The following is an 18,468-nucleotide window of genomic DNA, read 5'->3' on the forward strand; positions in this document are numbered from 1 at the left end:
GAGGAATTAAAGGGAACAGAATCGTATAGTAACAAAAGCGGACATCTAGGAGGGATACATATGTTAAAATGGCAAACCCAAGAGGGGTATACGAATCTAGTAAAAGACCTCGTAGCCATACCAAGCATCACAAACCAAAACGGAGAAATGCTGATGGCAGAGCATCTTTACCACATCCTCTCTTCCCTTGATTATTTCACGGAGCACCCTGAACATGTACGGCATCATCCAACTCCTGACGGCAGAAAACTAGTAACAGCTTTTGTTCAGAACGATCCTTCCATCAAAGAAACGATCATACTGTTAAGTCATTTTGACGTTGTTCCTGTAGACGATTTTGGAGAGTGGAAACACTTAGCTTTCCGCCCAGATGAACTAACGGAAAAAATGAATGCCCATATAGATATGCTTCACCCTTTCGTTCAAGAGGATATTAAAAGCGGAGAATGGCTGTTCGGCCGAGGGACGATGGATATGAAAGCCGGTGTTGCTCTTCATCTATCAATGATTGAGAAAGCAGCGACCGGACACTTTAAAGGCAACGTTCTTATGATTTCTGTTCCAGATGAAGAGGTTCATTCAGCAGGAATGCTGGCAGGCGTAAGTGTTCTCAGACAGCTGCAGGAGGAGTATGGTATTCATTACATTACGTGTTTAAACGGAGAACCTAGCTTTACGAAATATCCTGGGGACACTTCTCACTATATGTATACCGGTTCTTCAGGAAAGATTTTACCTGGCTTTTTATGCTATGGAAAAGAGACTCATGTTGGCGAGCCTTTTGCAGGCTTGAACGGAAATGCGATGGTAGCCGAAATTACACGAGAATTAGAATGGAACATCGATTATTGTGAGAAGTTCGGTGATGAAGCAACACCAGTCCCAACGAATCTCATTCAAAAAGATTTAAAAGATCATTACTCTGTACAAATACCGCATGCAGCAGTAACTCTCTTTAACATTATGATGTTCAACAGACCACTCGCAGACATTACAGCCATGTTATTAAAAAGCGCTCAAGAGGCTGCAGCACACCTAGAAGACCGTCTTTATAAAAGAAGTCAGACATTCTCTAAAATTGTCCCGTTCACACCGAAAAAAGAGAAAATCAATGTGATTACTTTTCATGATCTGTATGAGCATGCAGTAGAAAAATACGGACAGGAAGAACTTGATCGACGTGAAAACTTGCTGCAGTCCAACAATCCGAATGCAGATGAAAGAGAGCTGACGATCCAATATGTCTATGAGCTCGCAAGCATCTGTAAAGATTTGGCACCCATGACAGTCCTTTTTTACACGCCGCCTTTTTACCCGGCTGTTTGTTCGAGTGATCATCCTTTAATTCAAATGACAACCAAGCAAGTCATCGATCATGCCAGGAATCATTTTAAAAACGAACTAAATCAGGTTCATTATTTTAGCGGTCTATCTGATTTGAGCTATGTGAATTTTAAAGGGAATGCTCGTGACCTTTCCACTTTTACAGCCAATTTTCCCTTGCTGGGATCACGTTATCATGTCCCATTCGATGATATGAGGGAGCTTGATGTTCCTGTGTTGAACATTGGTCCGATGGGAAAAGATGCACATCAATGGACCGAGCGGCTGGAGATTAAACGGACGATAGAAGAAACTCATCCGCTGATCATTTTTGCAATGGAATCCTTATTTGAAAACGTTAAAAAGCTGGCTCAAAAATAATTGAGCCAGCTTTTTCATTATGAATAATAGATGTCCCTTATCTTTTGGGCAATCGTATCAACGTTATTTGCTACTTGCTGTACACCGAATCCCATATAAAGCGGTGAAGTAATGTAACGCGGCATGATCTTGCAATATGTTGTCTCATGTTTTTTATAAAAGAACAAGTTATAGCTAGTGCTGTTCTTGCTAAAATGATGAAGGATAAAGTGTGCCGCATTTTGAATACATTCCGCATACAAGGAAAGTTCGGCATCTTTTTCCCATACGACGTTCAGTTCATAAAAACCGACTCGCGGCTCAGTGGATACGGTGAATTTCACACCCGCTTCTTCCAAGATTGGAATTCCTTCAAATTGGCTTTCCGAAAAATTATGCAGACAATCCACATCATCCAATCCGATAATCTGCATGTGCGGATGACGTATCGTACCGCCTGACAATGGTCCATGATTTTTAAAAAACATGACCGACCGGTATTTACCGCTATTCATCATTTGATTCCAATGCTGTAATCCAAAATGGATAACTTTGTACAAATGTTCTTTTGGATATGTCGATAACTCCCCTTCACATTCATCCGTTTCTATTAAAACGGTTTGGAAGGCATTGTCGAGCACCGTGTATTTGTTCTTCACGAGAATGATTGATCCGTCCTGATCCAGCACCTCTTCTAACAGATCGATGCGGCAAAATGGACATGGTGTCTCTTTGTTCCTGATACTATTTGGTTTTTGTGCTCCTACATCTGTAAAAAAGGTAAGTTGTGTATGTTTCATATGTCTCTCTCCGCTTGTTTGTTTCCTGCCTATTTATTATGCGTACAAAGTTTAATTCAAAATTCCTTTTTCATTGGATTGATCATCTTCTGAAATTCTTTCCCATGTGAGTTTGCCGTTCTTCGAGTCAATCGTGCCCAGCCAGTCATAATTCAAAGGAATATTTAACCTGGCTGCTAGACTCTGTACGTTTGATGTTGTGGTATAGACTTTTACATTAACATAATTCCAGAGTTCGCCCAAATAACTTTGTGCTCCATAAGGTTCATTTAAAGTAAGATGAGAGACTTCCCTTAAATAGGTTTTCGTTAAAGTGAGCTGCTCATTTGAAGGCAAATCATCCGGATAAACGATATAGACAGTTAAAGTATCCCCGGTCTGGACCGCTATCGTACTCTGGATATCATGCTGATGCCTCATATCATGTTTGACTTTTGTTAAAATCGCCTGATTAGCATAAGGAACTTTTAGAGTCTGTTCTTCCGCTTTCTTAATATCATCACTTGAATGCTTTGGGATATCTTGAATGAATTGAACAAATATAATAATGCATGCAACCCCGAGAGCTAAACTCAAACTTTGATGAAACCAATGGTAAAACCAGCTTTTAGGAGCAGGCGGTTTATGGAGGTCCCGTGCTTTTTGGAGAACATTTTGTCTGTGATCATCTTTAAAAGTGATGGACTTAAGACGTCCATGATTCAAAATTTCTGGCAGTTGCTTTAGTGGATCTTCCATGTTTCATCACCTCTTTTCCAGTTTTCGTTTTAGCATCTCTCTTCCCCGTTGTAGGAGAGTCCGGATTGTCGGTTCTTTTTTATAGAGTACTTCACTAATTTCCTGGACGGACAGTTCTTTGAAATAATACAAAAGTATAACCTCTCTATACTTCAATGGAAGCTTCAACACTTCGTCAGCTAAAGCTTCATGTTCACTTTTTTGTACGATTGTGAGCTCTGGAGTTAAGTTTGAGGACTGTTTCGACTTTCCAAAACGATCAATAACATGAATGTATTTTTTCCATCCACTTCTTAAATAGTCCTTACAAAGATTAACGGTTATGGCATATACCCACGTTTTCACAGATGATTCATTTCGAAATCCTTCTTTATGTATGAAACACTTTACAAACACTTCTTGCGCTAAGTCTTCTGCCAGTTTACGGTCTTTTACATATGTATAAGCCAGCCTTATAACCTGGTCCTGATAAAGGTCCATAATTTGAATGAGCCATTCTTCTTGTGATAGATATTTCCATTCTTTGTCATGGTCATTTATTTTTGGAATTTGTTTCATGTCCTCTCCCCTCCTTCTTTTAACAATTCATGTTTTAGACGGTTGAAGTTATAAAATTTATTCACTATTTTTCAATGTAATGTTGCAACTGCATATACCTCTTCTATTTATTGTAAATCTATTAATATAAATCTACTATACGAATTCCATTAAAATACATTTTTATCCTTCCTGCCGTCGAATTCTGTTTCTTATTGTAATAATTTGAAACATAAATGTAATATTATTTCGCGATAATTGACGTATAAACAATGTTATAATCTTTTTTATAACGAGAAATTGGTAACATTTGCACTTTTAAGGAGGAGTACCATTTTGAAACGTAAGCTTGTAATGGCTACATTATCTCTTAGCCTAGCATTTCAAACATATACTACATACTCTGCTTCGGCGGAATCATTGTCAGAAATAAAACAAAAGCAAGAACAAAATAAATCAAATCAAAGCAAGAAGGAAAATGAACTGAACCACAACCATGGTCAGCAAGATACGACACTTCAACAGATCGAAACGCTGCAAAGTTCAATAGAGAAAACAGCACAGGATATAAAAGGCAAACAACAATCGATTGATCTAACAAAAGCGAATATCGAACAACTAAAAAAAGAAATCGGCGTACTTGAAAAAAGAATTGCAGAACGCGATAAACTGCTAAAAGAACGTGTCACTTCGATGTATGAGAGCGGCGGAGCCGTTTCATATTTAGACGTTTTACTAGGCTCTAAAGATTTCGGTGATTTCATCGACCGTGTTTTTGCGCTTAACGTGATCGCTGAACAAGATAAAACGATTCTCGAAGAACATAAGAAAGATAAAATGGCAGTGGAAGACAAAAAAGGAAAAGTGGAAAGCGAACTTACTTCCCTTAACCAAGAATTAAAGGAATTAGAAGGCCTAAATCAGCAGCTGAGCAGCCAAAAGAAACAAAAAGATACATTGCTTGCTAGTTTAAAAGAAGAAGAAGGCCATATTGAAAAGGATATGATGGACCTTCAAGAACAAAATGAACTATTAGCGGCACAAGAAGCAACAATCAAGGCGGAAATAGCGCGTGCCAAACGTGAAGAAGAAGAGCGCAAAAAACGTGAAGCTGCTCAGGCAGCTGCAGCAGCGGCTGCCGCGGCAAAAGCAAAGGCTGAAGCAGCAGCAAGAGCAAAAAGCAGCAATTCTGGTTCATCTCCAGCACCAACACCAACACCAGAACCAGCGCCGGCACCATCTTATAGCGGACACAGTGATTTCATAACACCAACTCAAGGAATCGTAACATCTGAATTTGGTGTGAGAAGCTCAGGTATGCACGAGGGTATGGATATTTCAAAACACGGCGGCAACGTCCCAATTGTTGCTGCAGCATCTGGTACAGTATCCAGATCTTACAAATCATCTAGTTACGGAAATGTTGTATTCCTTAGTTCTTATATCAATGGACAATTATATACAACAGTCTATGCACATATGACGATGAGAGCGGTAAGTTCTGGCCAGACTGTTTCTCAAGGTCAGCTTTTAGGCTATCAAGGTAACACTGGACATTCCTTTGGGCAGCATTTGCACTTCGAACTGCACAGAGGTGAATGGAATCAGGCCAAATCGAACGCAATAAACCCTAGACCGTATATTTATTAAACATAAAAGGACGCAGAGAATACTTCTCTCTGCGTCTTTTTTACATAGCTCCTCCAAGTAATCGGCGTATAGGGTGACGTGTGTATTCTGACATAAGCCGATAATGCGGACGTATAATTTCCGGAACAACATAAGCAGAAACAGTCGCTCCCGGAAATCTCTTCGTGTTCAATACTTCGATGATTTCTCCGTATGTTCCCGTCCCGATTCCATGCCCGAATACAGAACCGTTTCCAAGATCGATTACATTTTCCCCTTGCCATTGCGGAGTTCTAGGATCGTGCTCCGGATTTTTAACATATCTTACATCTCCAGGTATTGAAGAACCGGATGGAACTGCCGTAATCTGCATATCTTCGTCGTGTTCTGTACTGTAGAGAAGCAATCCATTAAACAATTGATTAAACATCCTCGCACCAATACTTTCTAGAACCGCCTTGTATAACATGATCATGATCGCCGTCGTACATTCGAATCCATATTTTTTGCCATTGATAAAAATGTCCGTAATAGCATCAGATGGACGAACATCCGGCCGAAGTGAAAAACCGCCATAGGCAGTACGTCTCCAATAATCCGGATTACAGCGTGCGTTTACAAACGTAGCAAAACCAGCCCCGCTGTCGCGTAAAGCATTTGCGGCAGATACTGTATTTGCCCGCATGACTGCTTCAAACAAAAACTGATGTGGACTTGAATAATAGAACGATTCTCTTGATTCACTTAACTTTCGCCCAATTTGTTTTTGTGCGGAGGTAAGCTGGTTAAACCCCGTTATTTGATCTAATTCGACTGAGTACCCATTAATATAAATCAATTCTCTCCCCCCTGTCTGCACAGGATATTACATACTATGGCAAGGCGGGAGAAGTGGTGTTTTTTAAGCGCCTTTATTTTGGAGGAAACTGAATTTCATTTTAATGTTTCTTGCTTTCTTTTTGCTTTCCACTGCTGCATTTTTCTTTCTAACTTGTTTTATATGCAAATATCTTGTTTGCAAATGCTGACCGAATCCTTCACCCATCAGCTGAAAAGCGTAAATTCCTATGGCAAACATCATGATAGGACCTAATGCAATAAAAGGTTTCGCCATAATGAGGTTATAATAATCTCCTACAAGTCCAGACCATTCATTCGATATAGAAGTCGGGGGATCCGCCATCATTGGATTATAGTCAATATCAGTCCCGCCAAAAAAGAGTTTAAAGTAGCCAAGATGCGCAAAGATAATCAACACTTGTACGCATTGCTGGCACCAGACGATTACGAGCTTTGGCAATAGGTGGGGCATCACATGTTTTCGAAAAACCCTCCAGCGGCTCGCACCTAATACTTTCGCTCCTTCGATAAAGTCTTCTTGTAGCGTAGATATAAGCAAGTTTCCGATCAGCGAGCTTAATAACGGGACAACCAATATCGTTAAAATAAAGATCTCGATTCCTACTCTTTCTGTAAAGGAATAAAGAAAATACTCTTTCTTCTCAGGTAATTTTAGCTGTTCTATCAATACCGGGGACAGAATAAAGACCGAGATAATGGTAAGAGGAATAAAATAAAAGGAATTTAATAACTGCTCTAGTCCATTCCTCACCTTTTCTGGCAAATAAAAAGCAATCGGTATTGCAACGATTAAACCTGCTATAACTCTCAAAAAACCAATGATTATGACGCTAAGAAGTGTATATTTAGCCCCTTGCAAAACTTTCAGAGAAATATCGTACCCTGCCATATCCGTTCCAAGCGGAAACTTGAATGACGGCTCAACAGGTGCTGAATCAACCAATGTACCCGAATCATCATACAAATTAGTAATTTGCCTAATTTGGCTATCGAAAAAAATTTCATGAACAAAACTAGCGATAATCAATCCGGCAATGATGGAAAATCCCAGCCAAAATTTAAAATTACGAATCATACCACCTCACCTCTTTTCGCAAATCTTAAACCAATCCATTCCAGCATTGAATAAAAAAGAAAGAATGGAATGACGAGTAAAATAAGACAAGCTGCGAGCATCACTGGTCTGAAATCATGGTACATATAATGCGTAATTCCATGGATATTAAATATAATCTCAACTAGCAATAAGTTAGAGATCATAAACCATAAAACAGATTTCGAGAAATGGAACACACCTTCGCTCGTATTTCGAGTTACGTGTACAATTAAAACATATAGACGCTTCATTCCTTTTGCGATGCTCATTTCCACATAAGGTTTTGCCAGTTCATCCTCTGTCAAAAGCACCATCATTTTATAAAAATAAACAAAAGGCAAAATCATAAGACAGATGATTGGAACAGCATAAATACGTTCGTCGCCAAGTGAAGATACATTGGAGATCAGAACACCTGTATGTTTGTAAACCGCTACAATAAACAGCTGGGCAAGAGCAAAAACTAATAAATCCGGCAGGGATTCAAGCATGGTAAGCACGTTTTTAATTCCTGCTCTAATAAAATGAGGCATTATTGAGGTACACCATGTTAACAGCTGTGCCAGACAAAACGCGATGATTAATGCTGCGAACAGAATCGTTAACGAATACAAATAAGGTTCGATAATATCCGGGAAAAACATCCTCTCCTGACCTTGGTTAAAATAAATCATCTTGTTAAAATGCATGATTTGAACAAAAACACCCTTTACCTTTTGTAAATAAGATGAAAAATCTTTTTTTATGATTAATTCCGGTAATCCACTGATTAAAATAATTGAAATAATGGTTAGTGTAAGCTGTATGATAAGTCTTTTCAGTATTTTCATCTTCTCCGTCCCCTTTCTCTATAAATGTTTTGACGAATATATCCTTTCTTTTCATTCATTCTTTTTCCAAAACAAGGATAAAACTTCGTATTCAAAACCATATTAAGGATGAGAAAACACGGAATCGAGGATTCATATGTTAAAGAAATCAGCTATTGGGGCAGTAATCATGATTTGTTTTCTTTTCTTGTCCCATCAACCATCACTTGCAAAAGAACCTTTAACTTATTTTCCCATCGCTAAAAAAGGAGAAGTTCTCAGCTGGAAAGAAGTAAATGAACTCCTTCCGAAAGGTTCTACTTTTAAAGTCATTGATCTTGAGACAGGTTTTTACTTTAATGTGCAAAGAAGAGCAGGTAATCGGCATGCGGACGTACAGCCATTAACAAAGGATGATACGGCCGTTTTGAAGCATCTGTATAACGGAAAATGGAGCTGGAACCGCCGTGCCATACTGATACCTGTAAACGGCAGAATGCTCGCTGCAAGTATGCATGGGATGCCCCATGGAAGCGGTGCTTTGCCAAATGGTTTTCCAGGTCATTTTTGCATCCATTTCTTAGGCAGTTCAACTCACCGTTCCCGGAATGTCGATCCCTCTCACCAGCTCATGATATTAAAAGCCGGTGATCAGCTTGATCGATATGCATCAGGAGCAAGTGCTAAAGATGTGGTTTCCATGTTCCTTGTCGGCATGAAGCAGCAGGATTATAAAATTGCGAAGCCATCACTAAGTGCTCAGCTCCAGCAGGATGAAGAGATTCATGACCAGTTCAAAGGAATAACAAGCATGCAATATGAAATAAAAGAAAAAAGTCATAGGTACCCGCCGATTGTCAGAACAGAATTGACAGCAAAAATCAAAAGCTTTGATGAGGACGGCAAACATAACATCACCTACTCCTTTTTCTTAGAAAGAAAATCAATAACAGATGGATGGAAGATTATCAAAATAAAACGCTGACGCCCTTAAGCTCGTAAACCAATGAGCTTAAGGTTTTTTTGTAACCAAAAACCAAAATACGAATTATATTAGATTTTTTTATGAGATTGTTCGTATTTATCTTGAATTACCCCCGGTTTCTTGTTATATTTACCAATGGAAAAAGAATTTAAAGTTGAGAACGCTTTCGAGGGGGATATGATGAATACCCATTATGACATCATTATAGTTGGCGCTGGACCTGCAGGAATATTTACAAGCTACGAACTTACAAGACAGCTTCCTGAAGCAAAAGTTTTATTACTAGATAAAGGCCATGATATTTACGCGCGGTCTTGTCCGATATTAGAGAAAAAGATTCAAAAATGTCCTCCTGCAGCAGGAAGAAAAGAGTTTGCTGGCTGTTTGCCCGCTTGTTCCATTACAAATGGATTTGGTGGTGCTGGCGCTTATTCTGACGGAAAATTTAACATTACGAGTGAATTTGGCGGCTGGATGACAGATTATCTTTCTGAAGACAAAGTCGTGGAATTGATTAAATACGTGGATGAGATCAACTTAGAGCATGGGGCTACCGATTCGATTACTGATCCATTAACTCCTGAAGTAAAAGATATTGAAAAACGCGGATATGCTGCAGGGCTTAAGCTTTTGCGTGCACAAGTGCGTCATCTTGGTACAGAGCAAAATCTTCAAATCCTAAAAAGCATCTATGAACATTTAAAAACAAAAATTGAAATGAAATACAAAGCTGAAGTTGAGGACATTGTGACCGAGCGGACTGAACAAGGTCATGTCGCAAAAGGAATACTGTTAAAAGACGGCACTTCGATTACAGCAGAAAAAATAGTAATTGTTCCCGGACGTGATGGCTCTTCATGGTTGACAAAGATCCTAAAGAAACGCCGTATTAAGATGACTGCCAACCAAGTAGATATTGGTGTGCGTGTGGAAACATCCAACATCGTAATGGAAGAAATCAATAAACATCTGTACGAAGGAAAATTTGTATTCAACACTTCTGTCGGGACTAAAGTCAGAACCTTCTGCAGCAATCCGGCTGGCCATGTTGTCGTAGAAAACCATTCAGGAATCATGCTTGCGAATGGTCATGCCTACAAAGATCCTATGCTTGGCAGTGAAAACACAAATTTTGCTCTGCTTGTGTCACATCAATTTGCAGAACCCTTTGACCAGCCTACTGAATATGCACATGAAGTTTCCAAGCTTGCCAACCAGCTTTCAATGGGAGGACTCGTCGTTCAAAAATATGGTGACATTTTAAAAGGCAGACGGTCTACTGATAAGCGTATTAAAGAGGGGTTCCTGCGCCCAACTTTAAAAGAAGCAGTTCCTGGAGATCTTGGGCTCGTACTTCCTTATAACACGATGAAAAGTTTGATCGAAATGACGGAAGCACTAGATAAAGTTACACCAGGTATCGCTTCGGAGCACACATTGTTTTACGGAGTGGAAGCGAAGTTCTATTCTGCCCGTCCGAAGCTGGACGATCAGTTCGAATCCGAAATAAACGGTCTTTACGTTGGCGGAGATGGTGCAGGAATAACGAGAGGTCTTGCTCAAGCAAGTGCTTGCGGCGTTTGGATTGCGAGAAATGTTGCTGCCAAATTAAAAGAAAAAATGCCTGTATTGGTTTAACGAAAAAAAAAGGAAAAAAGACTGACTCCCGCAGAATGTGATTGATGCATTTGAGAAGGAGCCAGTCTTTTTGTTTGACGGTTTTCGCAATCATTGTTGCTCTTGATAGTAGTTGATTTCCGTTACAAGATGCTCGCTTTCCACAGGGTGTGCGGTGAGCCTCGGTGTAAAATATATTAAGTACTGCTCCTGCGTCTGTAAGAAAACCCTGCCGTAGTAAGCTTCCTCGTCGCATGCCTTTCCTGAAGAATACTCAAGTGGCAGGCACGCTGATCCCGCTGGACAAGCAAGGCTTCGGTAGCTTTACCTCGCACGAAGAAAATGTGATTTTCATTTTCGAGAAGTCACGCATCTACACTCCAATCAACTTGTCTTTGGAGTCAAATTAGAAGTAATCCCGAACAATCTTTATAAATCAGCTTTAAATTAGGTCTTTCTGCAAATTTTGTCACACAACCTCTATCGACCGCAAAAAAATAACCCAGAAGGCTGCAGACAAATATGCGGCCTTTTGAGTCATTCGTTTTTCTTGTTATTATGTTGAAAAAATCACGATTCGTCCTTTAATGAGCGCTATGATAAATCCAACAGCTGCGCCAACTAATGCAGGAATCAGCCACCCGATTCCTTCTGCATACAATGGGATGTGAGCATACATCTGTTCGAGAGCGCCAAGGTTCAATCCAAATGCTTTTAAACCATCAGCAATGGAAATAAGCGCTGTAGCTACTATAGAACAGATATACACTTCTTTTCTTCCTGAGAATAAATGATGAAAAAACGATAGCAAAATCAGCACAATCGCGATCGGATAAATGGTTGTGAGTACGGGAACCGAAACTTTAATCAATTGGCTTAAACCAAGATTAGCAACACCTGTACTAAAGATTGATAAAAATAGGATTACACGCTTGTAAGGCAGCTTTGGAAACATTTTAGAAGCGAATTCCCCGCTTGCTGTTACCAGCCCAACAGAAGTGGTTAAACAAGCTAAAGCAACGGCTATTCCAAGCAATATATTTCCTGGCTGTCCAAACAATTGATAAACAATGTTTGTTAAAATCTGTCCGCCATTTTCGGTTTTTCCGAGACCTTGGCTTGTTGATCCAAGATAGGCAAGAATGCCATAGACACTTGCCAAACAAACCGCAGCGATGATTCCTGCCTTAATAACCATTTTCGTGACTTGTTCTTTTTTCATACCCGGTTGTTTTACAGCTGTTATCACTACGATACCAAATGCTAGTGCGCCTAATGTATCCATTGTTAAATAGCCGTCCATGAATCCTTTAACAAGCGGGTTGCTTGCATACTCAGGTGCTGCGCTGCCCACTTTGCCGATCGGTGTGAAAATAGCTTTTACTAATATTGAAACGATAATGGCCAATAAAAGCGGTGTTAAAACATTCCCTATTCGGTCAACGAGCTTTGATGGGTTTAATGCAAGCCAGTAGGTAACCGAAAAAAAGAGGATCGTAAATAACAAAAGCGGTAATCCCCCGTCAAATCCTTTCGGTAAAAAAGGCAAAGCAGCCATTTCATAGGCAACCGTTCCTGTTCTAGGAATCCCGAAGAAAGGACCGATCGCTAAGTATAAAACGACTGCAAATCCTGCTCCGAAAAGCGGATTGACTCGTTCAGTCAGTTTCTCAAGCCCCCCGCCTGCACGTGCTAATGCGATAACACCTAATAACGGGAGCCCGACTCCCGTTATAAAAAAGCCAGCCATCGATTCCCAAACCAAATCACCTGCTGCCTGTCCGAGTGCAGGTGGAAAAATTAAATTTCCTGCTCCAAAAAATAAGGCAAACAACATCAATCCCACTGAGAGTGTTCGTTTATCCATAGTTGTTTAATCCTCCTCCGTGGTAATACAAGCTACATTTCGTTATATTAGAATAATCGAATTTTGTCGAATTGATTAAATTACTTATGTATTTGTAACACGATTAGGGAGTGGAGTCAATATTCAGACATAAAGAATTTTCTAACAAATCTTAACAATGAAATAGGACTGAGATACTTCTCAGTCCTGCATTCATTAACGATTCGAAGGGAAAACTCTTCTAATCGTTTCGCTGAATTCTTTAGCAAAGCCAGATACCGGATTCCCTTTATTGATCTGATCAGCATAGCCTCTCATACGGTCTCCAAAATCAGGGTTTGTTGATACATACACATGGTTTATACTACTGTCAGTACTTTTAACGGCATCTGCAATTTTCTTTTCTATTTCTCTTGTCAGCTTCATGCTTTCTCCGCCTTCAAGCGTAGCTGCAACATACGCGTTGTTATCTGTAGTGATAACCGTTGCACTTTTCACTTCTTTTAGGTCCGTTACCTTCCTAGCCGCTGCATCTGCTACATCCATCCGTGTATTTTCATTGATCGTTGGGTTATTGATATTGTTGTAACCCAAATCATTTGTACGGTTGTTGTAATTCACATTCGTCATGTTTTTACGTGATTCTTGACCAAGGTTGTTTTTACCTTTATTGTTCATGCCGCAAGCTCCAAGAACAGAAGTAAGCATTAGAGCTGTAGCTGTTACCATAATTATCTTTTTCATTAAGACGACACTCCTTTAATTATTTGTTGACTGTCATCTTATAAAATTTGTACTTTAGAGAGAAAATATACATGAGAGAATAAGTAAAAACAAAACAAAAAAACGTTCCCCTATAGTGAATGGAAAACGTCATTTTATATTTATTTATACCAATTATTTGAATAAGAACTTTTATTTTTCGGCCTGAAAATCATCCACGCAATTCCGCCGACAGCAAGTAAAAGGAAGGCGTAAATTCCTATTTTGTGTATGAGATCCATTAAATAATACCAGCGGCCAGCAAGCTGGTGACCGATTAACATAAAACTGGAACACCAAAAGATTGCACCCAAATAGGCGTAGATCGCGAATTGCTTGAATGATAAAGAATACATGCCAGCAAAATAAGCAGTTAAATGTCTGACACCTGGGATAAAATATCCAAAAAATAACGCACCCTTGCCATACTTGTTAAAAAAGCTTTGTGTTTTATTTATTTTTTCTTCCGATATGCCGATTTTAGGTCCCAATTTATACAATAAAGGTCTTCCGCATAGTGTACCGAAATAATAACTTCCCGTAATTCCTGTTAGCGCTCCCAAAAAGGCACTCAAAACAGCCGGCACAACCGGCAAATCTCCAGCATAAATAAAATAACCTATGGTAGCCAATAAAATTTCATCAGGAACAGGAAGCCCAATAATTCCAAGAGCGAGTAGAAGGAATATCCCCAAATAGCTATATTGATAAATAATATTTATTAAGTCAACATGCATACCGTCACCAACTTCTATTTTTACACCTTCTACCATTGTAACGATAATATAGGGTATTTGGGAAGGGAATTTTAAAAAATGTTTAAGATGTGAGTTTATTTCAATATATGCATAATAGGACGAGATAGATACTTGTTCTTAAAATAAGGGTAAGTTTTCCCACGCATAGCACTCTTCGAACAGCTCTTGCTTCCCGATTGTAATGCGTTCTTTATCGATTTTTTTCGCACCAAGAGAAAGATAGGCTTGTTTTGAAGGATTGTCTTTCAGCACCCATACAATCATGCTCTTCTTTCCTTGCTTGTGCATTGCTTCAGCAAACTTTTTCATCAATAAAGTGCCATAGCCTTTTCGCTGAACTTCTTTTAATAAGTATATTGCATAAATTTCACTATCATAAGGATGCGCAGAGCGAATATTGCCTCCTGAAACAAATCCAGCAACTTCATTATCTTCTCCCAGCACATACATAATGTGAGAAGGTCCTGCAGCAAGCCATTCTTTCCACCTTACCGCACGTTCTGAAATGGACATGCTTTGTAAATAATTCTCATCCACTAATCCTTTATACGAACTTTGCCAGCTTTTCACCTGTACTTCAGCAATGCTTACTGCATCACTAGCAGCAGCTCGACGTATGTTCATTGAAGTTCCCCCTCAGCAATTATGACACCCCTTCTCTTTATATGGAAATATTTTCTATACATTTCTGCTAAACAGAGAAAAATCCTCCTAACGAAAAGTTCAGGAGGATTTAAATGTTTTACACCCACCATTTTTCTTGCGGGATTAACGTAACGGGAATCTCAAATTGTTCTGTAAACCACTTCTTTAATTGTGTTGCATGAACCAAATATTCAGATGCTGCGTGTGAGACACCGATCAAACTCATGGATGTTTGCTTCGTATACGCTTTCATTTCATTGTATTTTTTCCGGCCATAGTCGTTATCAATGTGACAATGAACTTCACCTGTAAGGTAAGCTTGTGCACCCAACTCTTCCGCTTCCTTCATGGCGTACACTTTGTCACCGCATCCTGCCGCAATCGCTATTTTTGTAATATCTGAATGACGTGGACCTTCCACGTCTGCATAAGGAATACTAAAGATTTCTTTCGATTTTTCAATGAGCGCTTCTGTTGAAATGGGAGATATTTCACAAAGGACCCCGCATGCTCCTTTTTCTTCAATAAAAAACTCGGAAATTACTTTAGCTCCTATTGCCTCTGCCACCGCATCACTCGTACTGATTGTTCGCGAATAATCGAGCGGAACGTGGAGTGTGAAGACAGACAGCTTTTTTTCTTTCATTTGCTTAATAAAGTGCTCCGAAATCGGAACAAACCCTCTTCCCCACTCCCCTTTCGGATCACCGCATTCCATCACAAGTGGATGGTGCATGAATAGTAAATCACCCGATTTACCTTCGGATATAAAGCGGGTTAAAACATCATCTGTCGGGAACACCGCTAAAAAGACACGCCCAACCTCTTCGTCACCTTTTATCATCAGTCCGTTAAACAGTTGATTAAATGCTGGCTCGAAATTTTCCCGCCAAGCATAGTGAATCGGGTCATATACCATTGGAATAAAGCGGCTGAACGCCGGATCCACTCCAATTTCTCGATAACGAAAAAGATTGTCGATCGCTTGGTCAATTTTTAGTAGATTTGCCATTTTGGTTTCTCCTTATCTCTTTTTAAAATAAATGATTTCCGGGTCATCCTCGTCCAGGTTTTCAATGATACCGCTCTTTATGTAGCCGCATCCTTCAAAAACGTTATGCATCGCTTCGTTTGATTGATTCGTAGATGAAAAGATTTTATTCGTGGGTGAAAATTTGTCCATGGTCATTAAGAGTTCTTTTGCTAGACCTTTCCTTTGAAATGAAGGCTTAATCATTAACAGTGAAATAAAACAGCACTCGAAGAATTCTGTGTTGTAAAGCAGGAATCCCGCTAGTTCTGTTTGTTCATAAATGACTAGGCATCTTTCGTGCTGAATCGCTGTTTCGATTTGTTTTTTTCGCTGGTTATGGCCTATCATTTCTCCATCTAATGTGATTACTTGCTGAACATCATTTTGATCTGCTAATCTAATTTTCATTTGTCTGCCCTTCTTCATACTTTTGATATTGGTTTTACCTTTGCTACAATAGAAAAAAGAATAGGAGATGAGACTATGCCAATCGTAGATATTACAATTATCCCAATTGGAACAGAGACCCCAAGTGTCAGTACTTATGTAGCGGAAATTCAAAAAGTGCTTCTGCAAAACAAAGATAAAGTGAACTATCAGCTAACTCCTATGAGTACTTTGATCGAAGGTGAACTGCCAGATCTTTTTGATGTAATTCAGCAGCTTCATGAAGTCCCATTTTCAAATGGCATTCAGCGTGTAGCTACAAACATCCGCATTGACGACCGCCGAGATAAAAAGTCATCAATGGCAGGCAAGCTGCAAGCGGTTGAAGCGAAGATGGACCAAGAGTAATGTAACTTGTTGTTCGGTATGAGCGCTCGTATTTTTCGAATTGCGCTCGTATTTTCCTGATTTCGCTCGTATTTTTCGGATTACGCCCGTATTTTCCTGATTTCGTTCGTATTTTTTGAATTACGCCCGTATTTTCCTGATTTCGCTCGTATTTTTTGAATTGCGCTCGTATTTCACGGAATGCGCTCGTATTTTTCATATGGCGCGCTTATTTTCCATAGTGGCACCTGTAAATCCTTGAATTTTAGAAAAAAGCTTACTCCTTCCGGCTCTTTAACAGCCTTTGGAGTAAGCTTTTCCTATTTTATTCTCCTTTTGAAACGATTACTTCACTTTTTTCTTTCGTGTTCTGTGCGTTTGGCTCTTTTTTCGAAAATTCGATTCGCAGGTCATCAATGCTTTGGCGAACGTTTCCTTTTCCAGAGAAATTCTCAAGCAGTTCTTTCATGTCGATGCCCGATGAAGCTTTAAGTGATTCTTGCAGCGTAGACATTAAGTTCGTTGCATACCCTGTAATGCGGTTTGCCCCGCCGTTTTCACCGCCGCCTCCAGTGTCAACGACCGTGATCTTATCGATGTTCGCTAATGGAGCAGCCACTTGCTTCGCGTATTCCGGCAGCATTTTCATCATCATATCCATCATGGCAGCCTGGCCGTATAATTCGAATGCTTCCGCGATCTTTTGTTTCGCTTCTGCTTCTGCAAGACCTTTCAAGCGGATAACTTCTGCTTCCGTTTCCCCTTTGGCACGCTCGGCTTCAGCTTTTGAAAGACCTTCTAGACGAACCTTTTCAGCGTCCGCTTTTGCCATTGCTTCAACACGGTATTTATGTGCATCTGCTTCTGCCAGCTGTTTGCGTTTTTCCGCTTCAGCCGCTTGTTCCACTGAGTATCTGTCTGCGTCCGCTTTTTTCTTTACTTCTGAATCATATTGCTTTTCGCGGCGCAGAATTTCTTTTTCTTCTAGTTCAATTTGCTTTTGACGCTCAATGATTTTAATCTGCATTTGCTGCTCGGTTACTTCTTGTTTTGATTTCGCTTCTTCCAAGTGGTAAGCCTGGTCAGCACGCGCTTTTGCAATATCTTGTTCACGGCGGAATTCAGCAACCTTCAGCTGATTCATCTTTTCAGCTTCTGCCACTTCTGTTGCACGTCCAAGCTCTGATTGCTTTGCTTCTTTATCCGCTTCAGCCCGCTTGATGCGTGTTTCTTTTTCTGCTTCAGCCATCGCCATATCTGCATCACGTTTAATTTGAGCGATACGCGGTTTACCTAGCGCATCCAAGTATCCGTTTTTATCCCGCAGATCTTTAATCGTAAAGGAAACGATGATCAGACCCATTTTCGCTAAATCTTGAGAAGCTACACGCTGCACTTCTTGTGAGAATTTTTCACGATTTTTATAAATTTCTTCAACTGTCATAGAACCTAGAATGGATCTTAAATGACCTTCTAGTACTTCACGCGCTTCGTTTTCACGGTCTTCTTTTAATTTTCCTAAAAATTGTTCAGCGGCTGTCGCGATCTCACCGATTGAACTTCCCACCTTGATGATCGCCGTTCCGTCAGCCATTACAGGAACGCCTTGTTCTGTATAAACTTCTGGTGTTTGAACATCCAGTTTGCTTGTCAGCAAGCTTAGTGGCTTTGCTTGTTGGAATACAGGCAGAACGAACGTACCTCCTCCGCGAACGATCTTGATTTTATTGCCCGATTCGTCGATATTGACGTTACGGTTTCCTAAGAAACTTCCTGTAACAATCAAAGCTTCATCCGGGCTCGCTGTGCGGTACTTCGTAATAAAGACACTGATAAGAGCAACTACTAAAAATACCGCAACACCTACAACAATGAATAACGGTGTAAATGACATT

General features: G+C 39.9%; 18 protein-coding genes. 5 read left to right on the forward strand and 13 right to left on the reverse strand.

Features of this window, described 5'->3' with window-relative positions; translation table 11 throughout:
- Nucleotides 1-60: 60 nt before the first annotated feature.
- Nucleotides 61-1,704, forward strand: a complete 1,644-nt coding sequence (locus tag J2X07_RS09620) for a M20/M25/M40 family metallo-hydrolase (protein WP_310258360.1) — start codon at nt 61-63, stop codon at nt 1,702-1,704.
- Between the two features lie 17 nt (nt 1,705-1,721).
- Here J2X07_RS09620 and J2X07_RS09625 read toward each other — a convergent pair whose 3' ends face one another.
- Genes J2X07_RS09625 through J2X07_RS09635 form a run of 3 tightly spaced genes read right to left on the reverse strand, consistent with a single transcriptional unit; the run spans nt 1,722 to nt 3,779 of the window.
- Nucleotides 1,722-2,483, reverse strand: coding sequence for a DUF4931 domain-containing protein (locus J2X07_RS09625; RefSeq protein ID WP_310258361.1), 762 nt, complete (start codon nt 2,481-2,483; stop codon nt 1,722-1,724).
- A 51-nt stretch (nt 2,484-2,534) separates the two neighbouring features.
- The gene (locus J2X07_RS09630) at nt 2,535-3,221 is read right to left on the reverse strand and encodes a hypothetical protein (protein ID WP_310258362.1); all 687 of its coding nucleotides are present in this window, start codon (nt 3,219-3,221) and stop codon (nt 2,535-2,537) included.
- A 6-nt stretch (nt 3,222-3,227) separates the two neighbouring features.
- The gene (locus J2X07_RS09635) at nt 3,228-3,779 is read right to left on the reverse strand and encodes a sigma-70 family RNA polymerase sigma factor (RefSeq protein WP_310258363.1); all 552 of its coding nucleotides are present in this window, start codon (nt 3,777-3,779) and stop codon (nt 3,228-3,230) included.
- 315 nt (nt 3,780-4,094) lie between these two features.
- Between J2X07_RS09635 and J2X07_RS09640 the strand changes: the two genes are divergently transcribed.
- The gene (locus J2X07_RS09640) at nt 4,095-5,408 is read left to right on the forward strand and encodes a murein hydrolase activator EnvC family protein (RefSeq protein WP_310258364.1); all 1,314 of its coding nucleotides are present in this window, start codon (nt 4,095-4,097) and stop codon (nt 5,406-5,408) included.
- Between the two features lie 40 nt (nt 5,409-5,448).
- Here J2X07_RS09640 and J2X07_RS09645 read toward each other — a convergent pair whose 3' ends face one another.
- From J2X07_RS09645 to J2X07_RS09655, 3 genes are all read right to left on the reverse strand, one after another.
- Nucleotides 5,449-6,225 carry a protein-glutamine gamma-glutamyltransferase gene (locus tag J2X07_RS09645; protein ID WP_310258365.1) on the reverse strand — a complete coding sequence of 259 codons (777 nt, stop codon included), beginning with the start codon at nt 6,223-6,225 and terminating at the stop codon, nt 5,449-5,451.
- A 63-nt stretch (nt 6,226-6,288) separates the two neighbouring features.
- Nucleotides 6,289-7,323, reverse strand: coding sequence for an ABC transporter permease (locus J2X07_RS09650; RefSeq protein WP_310258366.1), 1,035 nt, complete (start codon nt 7,321-7,323; stop codon nt 6,289-6,291).
- Nucleotides 7,320-8,174 (reverse strand): ABC transporter permease subunit, encoded by an 855-nt coding sequence (locus J2X07_RS09655; protein WP_310258368.1) that lies wholly within the window; start codon nt 8,172-8,174, stop codon nt 7,320-7,322. Before J2X07_RS09655 ends, J2X07_RS09650 begins: the two co-directional genes overlap by 4 nt.
- Nucleotides 8,175-8,310: 136 nt before the next feature.
- Between J2X07_RS09655 and J2X07_RS09660 the strand changes: the two genes are divergently transcribed.
- The gene (locus J2X07_RS09660; RefSeq protein WP_310258370.1) at nt 8,311-9,138 is read left to right on the forward strand and encodes a hypothetical protein; all 828 of its coding nucleotides are present in this window, start codon (nt 8,311-8,313) and stop codon (nt 9,136-9,138) included.
- A 180-nt stretch (nt 9,139-9,318) separates the two neighbouring features.
- A complete protein-coding gene (locus tag J2X07_RS09665) occupies nt 9,319-10,776 on the forward strand; it encodes an NAD(P)/FAD-dependent oxidoreductase (RefSeq protein WP_310258371.1) in 1,458 nt (485 codons plus the stop codon).
- A gap of 535 nt (nt 10,777-11,311) precedes the next feature.
- Here J2X07_RS09665 and brnQ read toward each other — a convergent pair.
- The 6 genes from brnQ to J2X07_RS09695 all read right to left on the reverse strand — a co-directional run bounded on the left by brnQ (nt 11,312) and on the right by J2X07_RS09695 (nt 16,207).
- Nucleotides 11,312-12,622 (reverse strand): branched-chain amino acid transport system II carrier protein, encoded by a 1,311-nt coding sequence (gene brnQ / locus J2X07_RS09670; RefSeq protein WP_310258373.1) that lies wholly within the window; start codon nt 12,620-12,622, stop codon nt 11,312-11,314.
- A 195-nt stretch (nt 12,623-12,817) separates the two neighbouring features.
- Nucleotides 12,818-13,345: a YhcN/YlaJ family sporulation lipoprotein gene (locus J2X07_RS09675; RefSeq protein WP_310258375.1), complete on the reverse strand. Its 528-nt coding sequence runs from the start codon at nt 13,343-13,345 to the stop codon at nt 12,818-12,820.
- A 140-nt stretch (nt 13,346-13,485) separates the two neighbouring features.
- Nucleotides 13,486-14,100 (reverse strand): DedA family protein, encoded by a 615-nt coding sequence (locus tag J2X07_RS09680; protein ID WP_310258377.1) that lies wholly within the window; start codon nt 14,098-14,100, stop codon nt 13,486-13,488.
- Between the two features lie 138 nt (nt 14,101-14,238).
- Nucleotides 14,239-14,745 carry a GNAT family N-acetyltransferase gene (locus J2X07_RS09685; RefSeq protein ID WP_310258379.1) on the reverse strand — a complete coding sequence of 169 codons (507 nt, stop codon included), beginning with the start codon at nt 14,743-14,745 and terminating at the stop codon, nt 14,239-14,241.
- Nucleotides 14,746-14,863: 118 nt separating this feature from the next.
- The gene (locus J2X07_RS09690) at nt 14,864-15,778 is read right to left on the reverse strand and encodes a Nif3-like dinuclear metal center hexameric protein (RefSeq protein ID WP_310258381.1); all 915 of its coding nucleotides are present in this window, start codon (nt 15,776-15,778) and stop codon (nt 14,864-14,866) included.
- A gap of 12 nt (nt 15,779-15,790) precedes the next feature.
- The gene (locus tag J2X07_RS09695; protein ID WP_310258383.1) at nt 15,791-16,207 is read right to left on the reverse strand and encodes a GNAT family N-acetyltransferase; all 417 of its coding nucleotides are present in this window, start codon (nt 16,205-16,207) and stop codon (nt 15,791-15,793) included.
- 75 nt (nt 16,208-16,282) lie between these two features.
- Between J2X07_RS09695 and J2X07_RS09700 the strand changes: the two genes are divergently transcribed.
- On the forward strand, nt 16,283-16,594 hold the full coding sequence (locus J2X07_RS09700) for an MTH1187 family thiamine-binding protein (protein ID WP_310258385.1): 312 nt from the start codon (nt 16,283-16,285) through the stop codon (nt 16,592-16,594).
- 304 nt (nt 16,595-16,898) lie between these two features.
- Here the strand turns inward: J2X07_RS09700 and J2X07_RS09705 are convergent, their stop codons facing one another.
- Nucleotides 16,899-18,467, reverse strand: a complete 1,569-nt coding sequence (locus J2X07_RS09705; protein WP_310258387.1) for a flotillin family protein — start codon at nt 18,465-18,467, stop codon at nt 16,899-16,901.
- Nucleotide 18,468 lies beyond the last annotated feature (1 nt).

Origin of the sequence: Fictibacillus barbaricus, from assembly GCF_031457135.1 — a bacterium.
Lineage (GTDB): Bacteria > Bacillota > Bacilli > Bacillales > Fictibacillaceae > Fictibacillus > Fictibacillus barbaricus_A.